This is a genomic window from Sutcliffiella halmapala (genome assembly GCF_002019665.1).
Classification (GTDB): Bacteria; Bacillota; Bacilli; order Bacillales; family Bacillaceae_I; genus Sutcliffiella_A; species Sutcliffiella_A halmapala.
In genome coordinates, this window is sequence record NZ_KV917375.1 from 554,587 (window position 1) to 573,603 (window position 19,017).

Genomic DNA, 19,017 nt, shown 5'->3' on the forward strand with positions numbered 1-19,017 from the left:
TTCTTCAGTTATACGCGCCAGAATTGTACTGGTCCATGAGAAATAGTCGTACATATTCACGACATTCTGAAGATAGCGAACTTCTAGATGGGTGAAGTATATCACCGTAAGGCTTATTATTTAAGAATTTAATCACAGCACTAAATGAAGAGTCCGAAATTGCGTCATACCCTGCAATTTCAATGAAGCAAATATTTATTTGGGTCTTTTTAAAATCTACTGTATATACTGAATGAGACATTTGTGCCTGTCACTCCTCGAAGTTTGTACTATTTTGTTGTTAAATACAATTGTACAAAAAAACGTTTCAATATGGAAAGTTAACATAGAAAAGAGACCTTTCCTAATTATAAAATTAGGAAGGTCTCTTCATTAATTGCTCTCAATTAACTAGTACTTTTTGATTACACCTATTAGTTGCTATTATTTTTTCTTTCTCTAGCTGCTTTTTTTCTAGCTTTCTTACTTTGTGTAAGCTCTGTACCAAATTCAGTATCACTACTGGCTTGATTTCCCCCTGTATGAGGTTGATTTCGATTGTTGTTGCGGTTCGTCATTGTGTATCCTCCTTTTATGTAAATGAAAAGTTCCAACAAAATTCGACATTGGAATTCCTTCAAAGTAAGGTTATGTTATTTCTACTTTAAATATTCGCGGGTGCCCGTGATTTGTCGAATTTTGTAATTTTTAAAAAAGGAAAAGCATTTGTAAAAAGGAAATCGAATAATATGTCCTTTTTACCTCCTATCTCAATTATCAAGTATGATGTTCTATTCTTTTTCCATTTGTAGCTCCTGGATACTCCTGGATTTTGTTCATAAAGTGTAATCGTTTTTGTGTCGTATGAATCACTGGATGATTTATCTCAACTTACGCCAAACTTATAGGTACTAGACTCCATCACTCTAACTGTAGCGGTTGCCTCAATCTCTCTAGTTAATGAAGAAGGATTTAAATACGATTACCCCAATAGGGACGAAATGTATCCGTGATTTCCAACACCTATGAATGGAATCTAAAACCAGAGGTCTTGACCCAAATACGAGCATTAAATAAAAATGTCACTCGAATAAGTGGAAGCAACCGTTTTGATACGACTGCTCAAATTATCAACAAGTTCAACATGAACACAGACAGAATTTTCATAGCTAATGGTCATGGCTTTGCTGATGCACTAACAGGCTCCGTCTTAGCAGCAAAAAATAACGCGCCACTGTTACTCGTTAATGGAAACTCTTTGCCAAATGCAACAAGAAGTATAGTGAGACAAAAGCACATCACCAATTACACTATTTTAGGTGGACCAGCAGCAGTAGAACAAAGCGTTATTCAAGAATTAGAAGCAATGTTTAGATAGAAAAATGGGGAGGTGCCTAGCACCTCCTTATTTTTCTAGTTCCATAATCAATTTCGAAGAGGTTCTTCATAGAAGGAGTATTACCAACACATGCGCCCTTGTCAGACTTCTCATTTTGTGAAAGTTTTTATCTTGTGACATAATAAATGTAATTAATGAGGTGAGAGTATGCAGAGGATTATGATTGTGGAGGATGATCCAAAGATTGCGGAGCTATTGCAGTCTTACATAAGTAAATACGGTTTTCAAGTGTCAGTCGTGAAGGATTTTGATAAGGTGATGGACACCTTTTATGAGAATCGACCAGATCTTGTGTTGTTGGATATTAATTTGCCAAGCTATGATGGCTATTATTGGTGCAGACAGATTCGGAAGGAGTCGATTTGTCCGGTTATTTTTATCTCGGCTAGAATTGGCGAGATGGATCAGGTTATGGCTCTCGAAAATGGCGGTGATGACTTTATCACCAAGCCATTTCATGCAGAAATAGTGTTGGCGAAAATTCGGAGTCAGCTGCGGAGAGCATATGGAGAATATGCTACGAAAGCGGAGGAGCGGGTCTTAGAACGTGAAGGACTAAAGCTTTTTCCAGAAAGGCTTGAACTGACCCTTGGCAACAAGATAGCTTCATTATCGAAAAAGGAAGCAGATATCATCGAAAGCTTAATGGAACGCTATCCCAGAGTTGCCGGGCGGGAAGATCTTCTCGAAAAATTGTGGGACGATCAGTCCTATGTAGATGAAAACACATTGAATGTGAATATAACTAGGGTTAGGAAAAAGTTTCAGCAACTTGGCATTTTAAATGCAATAGAAACGGTACGAGGCGCTGGTTATCGATTGCACGTTTCATGGATAAAGGTGGGAGAGGAATGAAGTTATATTTCAAAGAGCATTCCCTATTAATTGCAGTACAGGTGCTGCAATTTTTTGTGATGGTCTCAATTTTCTGGATGGATGGCTATCGCTCTGTTAGTATCGCCCTCTATGCGATATTTCTAGGTATCTTTTTTCTAACCTGCTATCTTTTCTATCACTATTATAGTCGGCGTAAATATTATGAAATGCTAAGCAATCCGCTCGCAAATCTGGATGATTCGTTACAAAAATTGGAGCAAGCCCCTATATCAGAAGCGTTGGACAACCTATTAAAAAGTCAATATAAGCTCTATCAGCAGCAAATTAAAACATTAACGCATCAGCAGGAAGAGCATCTTAAGTTTATGGATCAATGGGTCCATCAGATGAAGACACCACTCTCTGTCATAGAGCTTACGGCACAAAGCTTGGATGAGCCAGATTCCTCTAGTATTCGCGAGGAAACAGAGCGAATGAAGACAGGCTTAAATACGATTCTTTACATGGCGCGCCTTCGTTCCATTGAACAGGATTTTCATATAAAACCAGTTCTTTTAACGAAAATTGTGAATGAAGTTAACGGCGAAAATAAACGTTTTTACATAAGAAATCAAGTGTACCCGAAGCTGGAAGTCGCGAGGGAGAGTATTACGGTGGAAACTGATGAGAAGTGGCTGTTTTTTATGCTTTCCCAGCTCATCAATAATGCGGTTAAGTATTCGAAGGGGAAAAGCAATAACATCATCCTGTCTATTTTTGAACGTGATGGAGAAGCAGTGCTCCAAGTGAAAGACTTTGGAATTGGGATTCCGGAAACCGACAGAAGACGTGTATTTACGCCTTTTTTTACAGGGGGAAATGGTCGGAAATTCCGTGAGTCTACTGGGATGGGACTATACTTGACGAAGGAGGCGGCCAATTATCTCGGGCATAAAGTAGAGCTAGAGTCAGAGGTTGGAGTGGGGACGAGCTTCCGAATCATTTTTTCTCCTACGCAGAACCTTACAACGCTGTAAGGAAAGTGAAAGAATAATCGATAGTTAGCGCTTGAAAGATAAAGGTATACTAATCACAGATCAAATGAATGAAGTTGAAAGGAGATCTTGTGATGTTAAATGTAAAACAGGTGAGTAAAATTTATGAAGGTAAAATTGCATATCGTGCGTTGACAGATATAGATTTAACGATTGAAACGGGTGAATTTGTTGGTATAATGGGGCCGTCTGGAAGTGGAAAAACAACTCTTCTTAATATGATTGCGACGATTGACTCGCCAACTACGGGAGAAATATTAATCAATAACGAAAATCCTCATCGTCTAAAAAAAGATGAATTAGCGAAATTTCGTCGCCGTGAATTAGGCTTTGTTTTTCAGGATTTTAATCTGCTTCATACGTTAACAGTGGAGGAAAATATCGTCCTTCCTTTAACGTTAGACGGAAAAAAAGTAAAGGAAATGAAGGAAAAGGCGAATGCAATCGCGGAGAAGCTAGGGATAACTGAGATTATGCAAAAACGTACGTACGAAATTTCTGGCGGACAGGCCCAACGTGCTGCTGTGGCAAGAGCGATGATTCATACACCGAAGCTGCTGCTTGCTGATGAACCAACAGGAAATCTAGATTCCAAGTCTTCGAAGGATGTAATGGAAATGCTAGAGTCGATTAATCGCAAGGAGCGTACGACGATGATGCTCGTGACGCATGATCCACTAGCGGCAAGCTATTGCAATCGTGTAGTGTTTATCCGAGATGGAAAGTTCTATTCGGAAATTCACCGTGGCGACAATCGACAGGCATTTTTCCAAAAGATAATCGATACACTTTCGTTACTGGGAGGCGATGCACATGACCTTTCGTCAATTCGCGTTTAATAATGTCGTCCGTAACAAAAAGCTATATGCTGCGTATTTTTTAAGCAGTATGTTTACCGTAATGGTGTTTTTTACATTTTCTATTTTTGCTTTTCACCCAGCATTAAGCGGAAGTGAAATGAATCAAAGTGTCGCCCAGGGAATGAATATATCAGCTGGAATCATCTATGTTTTCTCTTTTTTCTTCATTCTCTATTCGATGAGTTCGTTTTTGCAATCTCGAAAAAAAGAATTCGGACTACTGATGATGCAAGGGATGTCGATGCGACAAATTCGTTCGATGGTATTTTTAGAAAATATGATTATTGGCTTTTTCGCGACAATCGGTGGAATTTCTCTTGGCCTCATCTTTGCCAAAGGAATCCTCCTGTTAGCTGAAAATGTACTGATTCTCGATAGTGAGCTCCATTTCTATTTACCGATACAGGCAGTGGGTCTAACCTTTGTTTCTTTTATTGTCCTATTCTTCTTTATATCCTTATTTGTGTCCTATATATTACGCAGTAAAAAGCTGATTGATTTAATGAAGGGGGACAAGAAGTCAAAAGGGGAACCTAAGGCAAATCTCTTCCTCACGCTGACTGCGATTGTTTTGCTTGGTGGGGGTTATGCAGTTGCATTATTGGTTGAGGGAATGGCGGTTCTAGCGGTAATGTTGCCGGTAATTATCGTCGTTACCATTGGAACCTACCTTCTTTTTACACAATTAAGTGTATATATTATCCGCCGTATGAAGGCGAAGGAATCATTCTTCTGGCATAAAACAAATATGATTTTGCTCTCAGATCTTTCATTTCGAATGAAGGATAATGCGCGAACATTTTTCATGGTGGCGATGGTGTCCACGGTTGCTTTTAGTGCAATTGGAACACTTTTTGGGTTTCAAACCTTCCTTACAGCCGGAACTAAAGAGAACAACCCAAACACGTTCACGTACTATGCGTACGATAATGAAGAGCAGGCAGATGTAGCGCTTGTTAATGAAACTTTACAAAAGGAAAATATCAAAGCAAATTCCGAGCAAATGGTCCTTCGTTATTATGAAATTGGACAAGACAGTATTCTCATCGCGAAACAATCGGATTTCAACCGTTTTGCCGAACTTATCGGTGAAGAAAAGGTGGAAGTTGTAGCGGGAGAAGCGAGAGTGGTTGAGTTTGATGGAGTTCCATATGGTCATACGAAGGAGTTAATTGGTCAAACGATCGAGCTTAAGTCTAGTGAAGAATTAAAAGCGAATGACGTGATCTATTCCAAAGCATTGCCAGCAACGGATTCTTATTTTATCGTAGCTGATCAGCATTTTGAAGACCTCCCTGATACAACCTATGAAACAAGCTATCATGCATGGCAGGTTATCGAAGGAAAGGAAAAGGTATTAGAGATTTCAGAAAAGCTGTATGAAGAGCTTGAGTTTAAAATTAGTGCTGTTGAGTATGAGGTATATCAAATTAATAAAGCCTTTGGTGCTATCATGTTTGTCGGGTTATTTATTGGGGTTGTTTTCTTCGTCTCAGCTGGTAGTTTCCTCTATTTCCGACTGTACATGGATTTGGATGAGGACAAGCAGAAATTTAAGTCTATCTCTAAAATGGGCCTTACTACCAAAGAGCTGAAAAAGGTACTCAACAGACAAACCGTGATCCTATTCTTTGCACCAATCATAGTAGCGCTTATCCATGGAGCAGTAGCACTAACCGCCCTCTCCAACATGTTCTACTATGACCTATTCAAAGAATCTGCAATCGTCCTAAGCGTATTCCTTGGGATACAAATTATCTACTTCTTTATTGTGAGGTATTTTTATGGGAAGCAGGTTAGGGAAGCTGTTTAATGGTGACAGGCACTGCTCGAAGTTTGTCGAAACGAATGAAATGACAAGCACCACCTGAGATATGTCGAATGGCATATGGACTCACTGTGTGTTAAGGGTTAGTAACGGGGAGTGTCGGACACTCCCTGTTTTTTGTTAAAATAAGGAGAAAAGCATAGTGGATGGTGTGTATAGTAAGGGTAGTTACGTCCAGCTTCAGTGCCTGAACGATTAGCGCGTAATTGTGCCCTCAACACTGAAAAACGAGAAAAAAGGGAACTATCAGAACGTTATCTATAAGGGTTTCTTGTGAAAATATCATAAAAAATCAAACCTCACGTACTTCAAACCACCTATTACCAATGATAGAATATAACATGATTGAAACGTTTAAATAGACTTAAAACTCATCAAAGAGGGGACGTTAAATGTGGAATAAAAAGCTAGTAATTTATCTATCATGGGGTATAGTTTTTCTCTGGATGGGGACGATTTTTCTTTTGTCAGCTCAACCTGCACAGCAGTCAGCTGGTCTTAGTAATGGGATTACAGCAACTGTTATTGAAACAATCGAAAAAATAATTCCAGATTTATCCGTTAATCAAGATGCATTCAACCATCTAGTTAGAAAGAATGCTCATTTCTTTGCTTATTTTCTTCTCGGTGTTTTAACTTTAAATGCCATACAAAGGAGTGGGATACATGGCTTGAAGAGTGCTTCCTTGGCACTTGGCATTTGTATTCTGTATGCAATTACAGATGAAATTCATCAGCTTTTTGTTCCAGGAAGAAGTGGAGAAATAAGAGATGTGTTGATTGATAGTGCGGGAGCATTTGTTGGGATTGGCGTGTATAGGTTGATAAATTGGAGATGGAGATAAAGTGCCAGGAATACCATTCGAATTTTCGAAATGGTGGCTAAACAACAAATTGGGGTTGTCGGAGTAGGTACAGTGGGGAAGAGTATTCCCCTTAATTTTGAGAGTACAATTGTAGAAGTGATAAATCAGCATAAATGATCCCTTTAATCCCCGTCTTATCAGATGAGGATTATTTTTTTAGATTTATTTATAGTTAATAAGATACTTTTCTTCTATCTACCATCAAGGAAGCTTTATTTTCTGCATTTAATTTACAAACTTACATAATTTTCTTCTCGCAAGCAACAATAATAGCATCTTCTTTAAGGGTGGTCTGTGATATGTTGCATACGAAGGTTTTGTTGACAAGACAAGTGATGCTATTGTTTGTTCTGACAAATGGTTTGTTAAGTCATGTCATGATTATGCCTGCCCTATTAGAGAGTGCAGGAAGGGATTCGTGGGTGAGTGTTCTTTTCTCGGCTATACCATTTACGATTTTTTTGTGGATGATTTATTTTATAAGTAAGAAAACAAACCAGCAAAATATTTATAAATGGTTAAAGGAGAGTATTGGAAAGCCAGCTGCCATCATCATATGTTGGCCGTTGTTACTGTTACTTTTCTTTAATAGCTATGCAACGATGATCGATACGAATATATGGTTAAATTCTTATTTTCTCCCTGATACACCAACCTTAATTACGATTGTGGTTGTACTTGGTGTTTGCCTGATTGCTACACTTGCAGGAATACGCACCCTTAGTATTTTGGCGGGAGTTTTACTGCCACTTGTCATGTTTTTAGGATTTTTCATTATGGGTGCAAATACAGGTGACAAAAATCCTGGATTATTACTTCCGGTGCTAGAGGATGGAATTAAGTATCCATTACAAGGGATGGTGTATGCGTGTAGTGGATTGGTTGAGATTGCGATGCTTCTTTTTGTGCAACACCATTTGGAGGACAAAATAAAGTTCAGAAGCCTTTTACTATTAGGGTTCCTGTTGCTAGGTTTGATGCTCGGTCCATTAACCGGTGCACTAATGGAGTTTGGTCCAATGGAAGCACGCAATCTTAGGTATCCTGCATTTGAGCAGTGGCGCTTGTTGAAATTAGGTGAGTACATTCCTCATTTTGATTTTTTAGGTTTGTTTCAATGGACAAGTGGAGCTCTTATTCGCATTAGTTTTTTTATTTTTATCGTGGCTTCTTTTATAAAAAATAACAAAAAAGTTGTGCTGCTTTTATATGCCATATTGTTTATCGCTGTCCTATATCCACTAAATGGGATTCTGTTTACCCGTTACTTCTTTCAATATTATTTACCTTTCTCACTTGTGATTACGTTTTTACTAATTATGTTATTATTTACACTTGTTTTCTTCCACAATAGAGTAAGGAGTAGAGGAAATGACCAAAAATCGGAGTCGCAAAATAGTTCTAATTCAAGCTAATGCTACCTCATATAAAAAGGTCAAAAAGTCTAAACTAGAAACCATCTACTCTACTGTAAAGGAAAGCGTCGATATTGAGTACAATAGCTTCTTTACAAACCCACTCAAGCGAGTAAAGGTGGAATGGCTTTACTGTAAGACCTTAGTTGACCTGAAATATATTGATGAATTTATTATGCCAAAGGTAAAGAGCGACGATTTTTCACCAACTGAATTTTTAGCAAATGTTCCGTTGTATAAGGAAAAGCTTCAATTCTTTAATGAGGAGACGGTTCTTAGTGAGGTTTTAAACGGAAAGCTTGTGATGGTGGTGAATAACGAGACTTATACACTTCTCATTAGAAAGCTTCCAAACAGAGCACCAGAAGAACCAGTGACAGAACCAACTATTAGAGGACCAAGAGATGGATTTGTAGAGGATGTCTACACGAATATCGCTCTAATTAGAAGACGTTATAAAACAAAAAGCCTGGTCGTAGATACATACGTGCTTGGAAAAAGAAGTAATACGGACGTAGCGATTCTTTACGATAAAGACATTATAAATCCAGAGATTATGAAGGAATTAAAGCGGCGAATAAAAAAAGTAGATGTCGATATTCTTCATACGAATCAATACTTAGAGGAAGCACTTAGCGATCATCCTTTTTCATTACTTCCTTTATTTAATTATACGGCAAGAGCTGATTTTGCAGTGGAATCAATCAATTCGGGCAGATTCGTGATTATAGTTGATGGACTGCCTACAGTATCGATTGCTCCAATTAGTGTTGCACATCTTTTCAAGTCTGCAGAAGATGCTAATATTAATCCCTATTTTGCGACATTTGAGCGGTTGATTAGGTTAGTAGCCTTATTTATTGCAACTTTATTACCTGGATTTTGGTTATCATTGACGGCTTTTAACCTAGATCAAATCCCATACCCTTTTCTAGCCACTATCTCTGTCTCCCGTTACGGTATTCCAATGTCGACCCCGCTTGAGATGTTTATTATGCTCATTTTATTTGAATTATTTAACGAAGCTGGCGTCCGTTTACCAAAGGCAATCGGGCAGACTGTAGCGGTGTTTGGGGGGCTAATTGTAGGGGATGCTGCCATTCGAGCAGGATTGACCTCTCCGACGATGTTGGTCGTTGTTGCGATTACTTTCATTTCCGGCTTTACCTTAGTAAACCAATCTTTTAGTACAGCCATCACCATTATTCGTCTTTCGGTTGTAGCGCTAAGTGCTATATTTGGCATTTTTGGGGTCGTTTTATCATTCTTTCTTATTTCCATCTTCTTAGCAAGTCTTCAATCTTTCGGCGTGCCGTATTTAGCAACTCTCGCTCCGATAAAAAAGAGAGAAGTTCTAAAGTCCTTTTTTCGGCTTCCTTCTCTTTTTTATAACAGCAGGCCTGGTTATCTACAAACAAAGGATTCAACTAGACAGGAGGAATAATCTTGTATTTCAACAAATTAGGAATCATCCTGATTATCACATTTCTCGCCTTTCCTTTATCAGGCTGCTTCGGTTTGAAAAATATTCAAGATTTGACGTACGTTGTGTCGATTGGTGCAGAGTTCTTACCGGAAGAGGAACAATATAAGGTTTATTTACAGGCGCTGGACTTTTCTAATGTAGCCAAACAAGAAGCGGGAAAAGAAACAGGTGAAGCACCAATTTGGCATGGAGAGGCTCAGGGAAACACTTTGAATTTAGCTGTTAGTGACTTGTATCATAGTGCCCAACCACCGCTTTACTTTGGTCATCTCCGTTCCATTATTCTGGGAGATAAGCTTGTGACAACAGACTTAGATAATTTCCTTGCTAACTTAGGAAGAAATAGATCTATCCGGCATAATTCCTATATATTTGCTACACATGATGTCTCGATACACGAGATTTTACAGACGAATGCTCTATTCGAATATCCACCTATTTATACGATTCTCCATAATCCAGAGCAGCTTGGGGACGATAGTCTTTATGTCCATCCGTTTACATTAAGAGAGGTATTGATTAATCTTCGAGAGCCCTATAAAACATTGATGTTGCCCTCCATCGCTATTAATCGGAAGGATTGGCAAAAGAATGATGAAAATTACCCGTTGTTGTATCTGAATGGAGTTTACGTTTTCCATCAAAAAGAATACAAAGGTTATTTACCAGTTGAGGGAATTTCAGGAGTCAGGTGGATTAATGATAGTCACCAAGGTAAGGTTGAACATGTGACAGAGGAAATTAAAGGAGATAAAAAAACACATACCGTTATTCGGACGAACTATCCAGAATTAAAAATTGATGTCGATACATCAGAAGGCTACCCGAAATTTACTTTAACTGCAAAAGCAAAGGTAGAGATACTTGAAGTGTTAAAGGAAATTCCCATTTCTAAGCTTCAAAAACATCTAGAAGAGACCTATCATGACGAGATAATGAATACCTTTAAAAAAGGTCTTGAGCTCGAAGCGGATTTGTACAATCTTGGAACTGAATGGTACCAATACCATCAGGCTCATGTCAAAAAGTTTGAAAAAGAACACGAAAGTAGTTTCTACTTAAATGAGGATTCTATTAAGGAAATAAAGTTTGAAGTGCAGCTGATTCATTCGAATAGCTTGAAGTTTGAGTATTGAAAAAGAGTTATATTCCCGTGAACAATCCATCCTGACTATTTTCATAGTCAGTTTTTTTTTATTTGATAGAAAAAGGACTAATGAATCGCGACATATGTCATGAACTGAAATGACCGAGCATAACTTAAGGATATTAGAACTATTTTAGTCTTTCAAGTAAATATTTTGCGAATTTTTGGTAGGAATTTCAAAAAACAAAAGGAGGAGTAATATGAATATCCGAAAGGCCATCATTCCAGCAGCTGGTTTAGGAACACGTTTTCTTCCAGCAACAAAGGCACAACCTAAAGAAATGTTGCCAATCGTGGACAAGCCTACCATTCAATATATTGTGGAGGAAGCTGTTCAATCTGGAATAGAAGATATCATTATTGTCAGTGGGAGGGGAAAACGAGCAATAGAGGACCATTTTGACAAATCTTATGAACTGGAGGAAACTCTAGCGAAAAAGAGAAAGGTAGCAGAGCTAGAAGCGTTAAAGGAAATTTCCAATCTAGCAAACATTCATTATATTAGACAAGGGGAGCCTTTGGGCTTGGGTCATGCTATCTGGTGTGCTCGGAAATTTATTGGGAATGAGCCGTTTGCAGTCATGCTTGGTGATGACATTGTACATGCAAGTAAGCCGTGCTTAGGGCAAATGATGAATGTTTTTGATAAATATAACGCGTCTGTTGTTGGGGTACAGGGTGTGGCAGAAGCGGAAGTGTCTAAATATGGAATCATTTCTACGAGAGGCTATGATATGGAAAAAAATGTCATGAATGTCGAAGCATTAATTGAGAAACCCAGTATAGAAGCTGCTCCTTCGAAATTCGCCATTATGGGTCGTTATATTTTGCGTCCAGAAATTTTTGCGATTTTGGAAGATTTACCTGCTGGGTCTGGGGGAGAAATACAACTGACAGATGCTATTTCTGTTTTGAGTAGAACGCAAGAAGTATTAGCTTTTCATTTCGAAGGAGATCGATATGACGTTGGAGATAAGTTTGGTTTTATTAAAGCCCAAGTAGATTTTGCTCTGCAGCGGGAAGATTTACGAAAAGAAGTATTAGCTCATTTAAGTGATGTGATGGCACGTTTTGCGGTGAATTGGTAAGGAGCGGTTGTATGGAAGAATACAACTAAAAATAGTATAGAGAAAACGTTGAGGTGGGGGAGACAGTTGACAGTAAAAACTGTAAAGTACAGTAAACTTAAACTCAATATTTCTAGGGATATGGAAATCACAAAAGTATCAAAAGTTAAAAAAACTTATATGCGACCTAGAATTGTGGCGTTTATTCCTGCTCATAATGAAGAGAAATCCATTCGTGATTGTCTAGAGGGATTGAAGGATCAGGTATTACCTGCTGGCGTAGAGATGGATGTTTTTGTTATTGCTGATAACTGTTCAGACCGAACGGAAGAAATAGCGATGATGGCTGGACAGGAGTTAGGATTAATGTTGAAAGTACTTGTCACTAAAAATAACAAGCAAAGAAAGGTAGGGGCTTTAAACAGTGCCTGGAAAACTATTTATGGAGATATACTTAACATTTTTAATTTAGAATTAAGTGAGTATCAACAGATGTATAAAAACTCCGTTAAAGCAATCCTAGGTATGGATGCGGATAGTAGACTCGCTCCCAATGCCTTAAAGGAGCTTTGGGAGGGTTTGATGAGTGCCCGCAACATTGGAGGGGTAATGGCAAAGTATACGATGAGGATGCCGAAAAAGAAAAGCATGCTTTCATTAGATGATCCTCATTATGAAGAAAAAATCGCTAGTGGAGAGTACGGCGGTCCCCTTACACGTTGGTGGACGCATCAACAAAAGCAAGATATGGCAAGCTGGCTACTAAATTTACAGTATCATGGTGGGAGTACGTATGTCCTTGGAGGACAAGCGTCTTTATTTCGACCGGAAGCCATTATGGATATTGTTGAAAAAAATAAATTGGATGCACCTTGGCAAAATGATAGTGATGTAGAGGATATGCTCCTGACATGGCAATTACAAAAAGCTGGCTGGAAAACATTGATTAGTCCAAGTGCGCGTTGCTTTGTTGACGCTATGAGAAATTACCATGCTTTTCGACAACAAAGAAACAAATGGCAAGCAGGCACAGTTGATCTGTTGACTAGTAGAGAGATAGCCATTAAAACGAGACATACTGGCAGGCTTTGGCGATCCCAGCTTAATATGTTTTCTAATTTATCCATACGAATATTTTTTGTCTCGCTTCTTACCCTCTCCTTAGTAACTGCTCAATATAGCTGGTCCTGGATATGGATAACTCCTGTTATTCTAGCATCGATTTTAAATGTCATGTTAGCTGCCAAAACACCCATGCATCGTCCAATCGATGTAATTTTAGCAGCTATATTGATCAGTCCGGAAATATACTTATGGGTCAATCTACGAACCTTTTGTCAAGTTTGGCTGGACAAATTATCTGTTAACAAGAAGGATGGCTGGGCAAACCAGTATAATGCAGAAAGTGGAAAGACCCGTAGTAAATTGGGACTGGGAATCCTTCTTATTTGCTTATCCATCACAACATTAAGTATTATCACTGTCTATCTCAGAGACTACTTTACTAGTCCGGTAGTGCAAGGAGCAGTATTCCCCTATTTAATGATAGGCTGGACAATATTAACCTATCTCACTATCCTTCAATCAATTCAGATGGTGTATCAAATTTGGACACTTCGAGGGAGACATACCGCTTAAGGACAATTTTTATTAAAAAGATAGAATTCCTCTGTATTGGGAGAGATTCTATCTTTTTTGTATGATTCCTTCATTTAATACTATGTCTAATAAATAGACACACTTTCACTTTAAGACTTCTAAGTTAACTTGTTCAGCCGGTAACTAGAATTTTCAGGTGTTTTTCTCCTTTCCAATTATTTCATCTCTAAAAATATTTTTAATGTATTTAGTAGAAATAAATAGAGACATATGTTGAATTGTTCTGTAAAATATTAGTAGTTTGTGAAAAGATGGTATTGATAGAGTGATAACTAGTTTCTTATTTAAATCTAATAATAGCAGAATGATTTTTTTAGCAGATTTACTAATTGTTAAGGAGGAGAAAAGATGAAAAAACGCTTTAGTTATTTTATATTAGTTACTCTTATCATTTTGCTTGGTTTTTCAGAGCAAGTAGAAGCTTCCGAGAGTAGAATTTTAGGTCAAAATCGTTTTGAAACTGCGGTTGAAGTTTCGAAAAAAAGCTGGAATAAAGCAGACACAGTGGTTCTTGCTAGAGGAGATAATTTCGCAGATGCACTAACTAGTTCTCCATTAGCCTTCTCTGTTAATGGGCCGATATTATTAACTAATAGTGAGGCAATTCCATATACAACGCTTCAAGAAATTAAAAGACTACAAGCCAAAAATGTAATTATCGTAGGAGGAACAAATGCTATTACTCCTAAAGTGGAATCCCATTTGAAATCATTAGGAGTAAAGGTAGAGCGTCTTTATGGGAGAGATAGAGTGGAGACGTCTATTGAGGTAGCGAAATACATGAATCCAACACATTCTAATGTGATTGTAGCTAACAAAGATAATTATCCAGATGCATTGGTGATTGCCTCCCATGCAGCTAGAAATACGCTCCCAATTATTTTACTAGATTCTAAGTCAGTAAATAATAAAGATGTCGTAGATTATCTGAAGAGTGTGGAAAATACTTTGGTGATAGGAGGAACGGGCGTATTAGATAATAATGTGCTTAGTAAACTGCCTAACCCTACAAGAATAGCTGGTGCTAGCCGCTATCATACATCGGTAGAAGTTGCAGAACGGTATTTTTCGAATTCTAACGAAATAATGATTGTAACTGGTGAGGATTATGCGGATGCTTTGGCAGGTTCTGTACTTGCAGCGAAGATGAATATTCCTATTATTCTAGTAAAACAAAATAAAGCTGATAATGTAGTAAAGCAATATGTGAAAGAAAAAAAACTGACAAGGTATCTGATAGTTGGTGGAACAAAAGCAGTGGACTCCTCTATATCTAAGAAAATTAATAGCCCTATCATTGATCGTAATAGTGAGTTTATTAGAGTAGTAGATAAGAAAAACCATCTCTCTAAAAACTTTGTACCCAAAAATATGGTCGTACCCAATGTACGTTTCTCTACTACAATTTCAGAACGTAAACACTTGGTAAAAGAAGCTGCAGGGGCTTTGGAAAAAATGTTTAGCGAAGCGGATAAGGCTGGTGTCAAGCTGTACGCACAATCAGGCTATCGTTCCTATTCTACACAAGAATCACTATATCGTAATTATGTTAAACGATATGGAGAGGCAGAGGCTAATCGTTTTAGTGCAAAACCAGGTCAAAGTGAACATCAAACAGCCCTAGCAATGGATGTTACCAGTGCTAGTGTGAATTATGATCTTGTAGAGCGATTTGGTACTACTAAAGAAGGGAAATGGGTTGCAGAACATGCAGCGAGTTTCGGTTTTGTCATCAGCTACCCAAAAGGGAAAGAGCATCTTACAGGTTATATATATGAACCTTGGCATTTGCGTTATGTCGGGGTAGAGCATGCCTTGTTTATGAAAAAAAATGATCTTATTTTGTCACAGTACTTAAATGAATATTAGGACACATGTTTAAGTGGTGTGCAGAAGTAAAAAGGTGTCCATCCATGTTACTAATTAACATGGATGGACACCTTTTTCATTTTGAAACTTTGCTGACTTGCAGCGCAGTATTGTTAGAGAAAACTGTTCCAGAAAAACCCAAAATCATTATAGGAATACTAATAAACGTTTATGCCTAATTTTTTTAACTCTTCTATGGCATGAGTTGCTTTACTTCCAGTTGAAAGATCTAGCTTATTCATAGCGATAAAGAAGTTGATTCCAGGACCAATGGAGCTTCTATTTTGAGCATTTTTCACTAGTGGACTGATATCTTCAATATGATTATAGGTTAAATTTAGTAGACTTAATTTAGTATGGTTTTGTAACACACTAATATCTGTAATACTATCATTTGTCATGCTTAGACGCTCTAAGTTAGTTAATGGTGCTAAAAAGCTAATATCGGATAAACCATTTTGTTGGAAGTGCAGATGTTTTAGCGCACTTAACGTTCCTAACTCTGCAAAACCTTTTTCAAGTGGATTATTATGTAGAGCTAATGATTGTAGATTTTTAAAATTTCCCACAACACTGAAATCCTTAATATTATTGTAACCCAGATTTAAAGATTCTAGTTTTTTAAGCCCTTTTAAGGAACTAATATCACTGATTTCGTTTATATCTACAGATAAATATTCAAGTTTTGATAGGTTGGATAATGGTCGTACATCTGAAATGGAATTTTCCGATAAATCTAAGTCGGAAATATTTACAAGCTTTCCTAAGTTAGAAATATCTTTAATATTTGTATTAGATAAACTCACTGTTTTTAGTTGAGTAAGGTTTTCTAGGAATCTTGTGTTGTTTTTTAAATTAAGATTAGCTAAAAATAGCGTATCTAATTGAGAAAAACTGCTTAATGCTGATAAATCATGTACGTGTTCATGATTATAGTTATAATAAGAACTTAAATCGAGACGTTTAAGCTTCGTTAACCCCTTTAAGGGTGCAAAGTCTGATGCATTTTGTTGTACCTCTAATGAATGTAAATTTTTTGCGTATTGTAGCCCCTCTAAATTTCTTACAAAAAAGTCGTAGTAACGAGTTTGATTTCCGAGGGTCTCCAATTTTAGCATATCTAGACTTGTAATTTCGCGTTCTATATGGACTAACTCAATAGTATCGCCCTTTTCCTTTGCTTCATACGGAATACCGAGTGTATCTGCGACCATCATTTTTAATCCATTATCTTTAAAGTTAACGACGATACCATTTACTTGTTCTATTTTTTCCAGTTCTTTTACTACGGCATTGTTAACTACTGCGTTTCCACCTAGGACAGAAAAAGTAGAAAATTCATTTATAATGGATTGGATAGGAGTAGGAATCCGGTCCGTACTTACTAGGAGGATAGGTGCATTGTTTTTAGCTGCTAATACAGAGCCTGTTAACGCATCAGCGAAATTATTTCCCGTTGCAACATATGCTCTATGATTATCTAGAGGCAGTTTTTCAATAATCGTTTTGGTGGTGGAAAAGCGATCGCTTCCTGCTAATCTAACAGGATTAGCAAACTTTGATGCAACAGTTGAATGAACAACGGCATTCCCGCCAATGATGTATTGCTTTTTACTTTTGTCTGCGATATTCTTTGTAACCGCAGGTAAAGTTTTAACTTCAGTTAGTAGAATAGGAATCCCATTTCGTGAAGCATATGGAGCTACGGCTAGAGCGTCAGGGAAGTTTAAACCATTTGCGATTACCACTTCGTCATGTGGAATTTGCTTTGCAATTAGAGCGGCTGTTTCGTAGCGACCGCTTCCTCCAATACGTTCCACTGATAAATTCATTTTCTTAATTTGCTCAACTACACCCTTTGATATTGCACCTTCTCCTCCAAGGATAATAGCGTGTGTTGCTTTTAATCGTTCTATCTCTTTTTTTGTAACAGCATTTAAACTATTTTTCGATGTTAATAGAATAGGAGCATCATAATAATATGCTAGTGGTCCACCGGCTAATGCATCTGGAAAATTATCTCCACGTGCAATAATGACAGTTTGCGTTACTGCCCAGCCCGCCTTCGAAATTTCCACCGCAGTAGAATAGCGATCTGAACCACTTACTCGTTCGGCAGCTTGAACAAAGGTTGGTATCAACCAAAGTCCGACTAATACAATTAGACTTACCAATACTTTTCTTTTTACCAAGATGTTTCCTCCTCTGTTATAAAAGTCCTATTAAATATTATCATAAATAGGGGAGGTTACCTAGGTGGATTATTGATAGATCGCAGAAAAATTGTTTATAAAATACTGTTCTTGAACTATTTTCTATTTAATATTGCATTATTTTTCACCCATATTACACTTTTAAAATCATTTTACAATTTAAGAGTAAAACCCGTTTATGGCAAATTTGATGTTAGACTGAAACCTGGTAAAAAGGAGGAGCTCATGAGAAATCAGATCACCGAAATTTACTGGATACGGGTGCTTGCTTGTTTAAGTGTAGTATTCATTCATGTGTTGACACGAATTTATAATAATTTCGAACTAAACGAATTTACCAACACCATGTTGAAAACCATCCAAGTATTCTTTATGTTCGCAACGCCAATGTTTGTGATGATATTCGAAGTGGTTTTGGCCAGTGTTTACTCAAAAAACTTACCGAAAAATTTTATTAAAAAACGTTTTCTTTATTTATTGATGCCATTCATAACGGTACCATTTCTATATGGAATCTATTATAAAATTGTTAATCATTTATCTTGGGAAGAATTTAGAATAGCGTTAATAGAAAATATATTACTAGCTACCTGGCATGGATATTTTATTATAATTATTTTGCAGTTTGTAGTGATACATACTGTATATGTTAAATGGCTTCATCATGTTAAAGTTTGGAAAATGCTAGTGATAACATTTATTATAAATGGTGTGTACCTTTATCTAGTGAATTTTCAAATTGAAGCGTTCCCTACTTTTATGCAAAACTGGTTTTCGCTTGTGAGAGTGCCATTTTTCGGGTGGATTTTTTACTTTACTGTTGCTTATTATGTAGGTAGGAACTTGAGGGAAATAAAAAAACACCGTGCATGGGGATTACCATTTTCGGTTATGACGACTATTATTTGTGGTTATACAATATTTCTTGTTTTTAAGACAGGGCTTCTTATAGAGGTGTCTTCTATGAGATTGGATATAATACTTTACACGATTTCATTATTCTTTGTATTTCTGTATACATTTTCTTATATTCAACGAATACCAAAGCTAATCCGCTTTATTAATAATTACTCTTTTCCTATCTATCTATTACATTTCTTAGCATTTAATATTGGTGATTTAATCCTTCCAGAGTTGCCAGTAGGTATATATGGAATTTCTATGTTTATTATGGGGATTTTGTTTTCTGTGTGGATGGCAAAAATCATAAATATCTTACCAATTGGTCAGTTCATTGTTGGTAAGGTGAATAAAGTAGAAAAGGATTGCTTAGGAGAAAAGATAGAGAGACGGCTTCTTAATCGTAGTGCCTGACCCTTACTGCTGTAACGTTTGAAGTCTTGAAAAAATGCTTTGCA

The 19,017-nt window shown here is 37.2% G+C and carries 16 protein-coding genes; 13 read left to right on the plus strand and 3 right to left on the minus strand.

Going from position 1 to position 19,017, the window contains the following annotated elements; all coding sequences use genetic code 11:
- Nucleotides 1-4 precede the first annotated feature (4 nt).
- The gene (locus tag BK580_RS02550) at nucleotides 5-241 is read right to left on the minus strand and encodes a hypothetical protein (RefSeq protein WP_078378815.1); all 237 of its coding nucleotides are present in this window, start codon (nucleotides 239-241) and stop codon (nucleotides 5-7) included.
- Between the two features lie 172 nt (nucleotides 242-413).
- Complete coding sequence (locus BK580_RS23470) at nucleotides 414-557, minus strand: hypothetical protein (protein WP_169864761.1); 144 nt, start codon at nucleotides 555-557, stop codon at nucleotides 414-416.
- A gap of 473 nt (nucleotides 558-1,030) precedes the next feature.
- Between BK580_RS23470 and BK580_RS02555 the strand changes: the two genes are divergently transcribed.
- The 12 genes from BK580_RS02555 (at nucleotide 1,031) to BK580_RS02610 (ending at nucleotide 15,446) form a co-directional block, all read left to right on the plus strand.
- The gene (locus tag BK580_RS02555) at nucleotides 1,031-1,357 is read left to right on the plus strand and encodes a cell wall-binding repeat-containing protein (protein WP_169864764.1); all 327 of its coding nucleotides are present in this window, start codon (nucleotides 1,031-1,033) and stop codon (nucleotides 1,355-1,357) included.
- Nucleotides 1,358-1,525: 168 nt separating this feature from the next.
- Nucleotides 1,526-2,233, plus strand: coding sequence for a response regulator transcription factor (locus BK580_RS02560; RefSeq protein WP_078378817.1), 708 nt, complete (start codon nucleotides 1,526-1,528; stop codon nucleotides 2,231-2,233).
- Nucleotides 2,230-3,231: a sensor histidine kinase gene (locus tag BK580_RS02565; RefSeq protein WP_078378818.1), complete on the plus strand. Its 1,002-nt coding sequence runs from the start codon at nucleotides 2,230-2,232 to the stop codon at nucleotides 3,229-3,231. Before BK580_RS02560 ends, BK580_RS02565 begins: the two co-directional genes overlap by 4 nt.
- Before the next feature lie 92 nt (nucleotides 3,232-3,323).
- The gene (locus BK580_RS02570; protein WP_078378819.1) at nucleotides 3,324-4,088 is read left to right on the plus strand and encodes an ABC transporter ATP-binding protein; all 765 of its coding nucleotides are present in this window, start codon (nucleotides 3,324-3,326) and stop codon (nucleotides 4,086-4,088) included.
- On the plus strand, nucleotides 4,063-5,922 hold the full coding sequence (locus BK580_RS02575; RefSeq protein ID WP_078378820.1) for an ABC transporter permease: 1,860 nt from the start codon (nucleotides 4,063-4,065) through the stop codon (nucleotides 5,920-5,922). Before BK580_RS02570 ends, BK580_RS02575 begins: the two co-directional genes overlap by 26 nt.
- Before the next feature lie 407 nt (nucleotides 5,923-6,329).
- Nucleotides 6,330-6,782, plus strand: a complete 453-nt coding sequence (locus tag BK580_RS02580; protein ID WP_078378821.1) for a VanZ family protein — start codon at nucleotides 6,330-6,332, stop codon at nucleotides 6,780-6,782.
- 320 nt (nucleotides 6,783-7,102) lie between these two features.
- Nucleotides 7,103-8,218: a GerAB/ArcD/ProY family transporter gene (locus BK580_RS02585; RefSeq protein WP_078378822.1), complete on the plus strand. Its 1,116-nt coding sequence runs from the start codon at nucleotides 7,103-7,105 to the stop codon at nucleotides 8,216-8,218.
- Nucleotides 8,175-9,662 (plus strand): spore germination protein, encoded by a 1,488-nt coding sequence (locus tag BK580_RS02590; RefSeq protein WP_078378823.1) that lies wholly within the window; start codon nucleotides 8,175-8,177, stop codon nucleotides 9,660-9,662. The genes BK580_RS02585 and BK580_RS02590 overlap by 44 nt, the downstream gene beginning before the upstream one ends.
- 2 nt (nucleotides 9,663-9,664) lie before the next feature.
- Nucleotides 9,665-10,840: a Ger(x)C family spore germination protein gene (locus BK580_RS02595; protein WP_169864767.1), complete on the plus strand. Its 1,176-nt coding sequence runs from the start codon at nucleotides 9,665-9,667 to the stop codon at nucleotides 10,838-10,840.
- Nucleotides 10,841-11,051: 211 nt separating this feature from the next.
- Nucleotides 11,052-11,939, plus strand: a complete 888-nt coding sequence (galU, locus tag BK580_RS02600) for a UTP--glucose-1-phosphate uridylyltransferase GalU (protein ID WP_078378825.1) — start codon at nucleotides 11,052-11,054, stop codon at nucleotides 11,937-11,939.
- Between the two features lie 120 nt (nucleotides 11,940-12,059).
- Nucleotides 12,060-13,556 (plus strand): glycosyltransferase family 2 protein, encoded by a 1,497-nt coding sequence (locus tag BK580_RS02605; protein ID WP_235864102.1) that lies wholly within the window; start codon nucleotides 12,060-12,062, stop codon nucleotides 13,554-13,556.
- Nucleotides 13,557-13,925: 369 nt separating this feature from the next.
- Entirely contained in the window at nucleotides 13,926-15,446 is a 1,521-nt protein-coding gene (locus BK580_RS02610; protein ID WP_078378826.1) for a cell wall-binding repeat-containing protein, read from the plus strand.
- A 158-nt stretch (nucleotides 15,447-15,604) separates the two neighbouring features.
- Here the strand turns inward: BK580_RS02610 and BK580_RS02615 are convergent, their stop codons facing one another.
- Nucleotides 15,605-17,638 (minus strand): cell wall-binding repeat-containing protein, encoded by a 2,034-nt coding sequence (locus tag BK580_RS02615; protein ID WP_078378827.1) that lies wholly within the window; start codon nucleotides 17,636-17,638, stop codon nucleotides 15,605-15,607.
- Between the two features lie 246 nt (nucleotides 17,639-17,884).
- Here BK580_RS02615 and BK580_RS02620 point away from each other — a divergent pair, with 246 nt between their 5' ends.
- A complete protein-coding gene (locus BK580_RS02620; protein WP_078378828.1) occupies nucleotides 17,885-18,973 on the plus strand; it encodes an acyltransferase family protein in 1,089 nt (362 codons plus the stop codon).
- The last annotated feature ends 44 nt before the right edge of the window (nucleotides 18,974-19,017 follow it).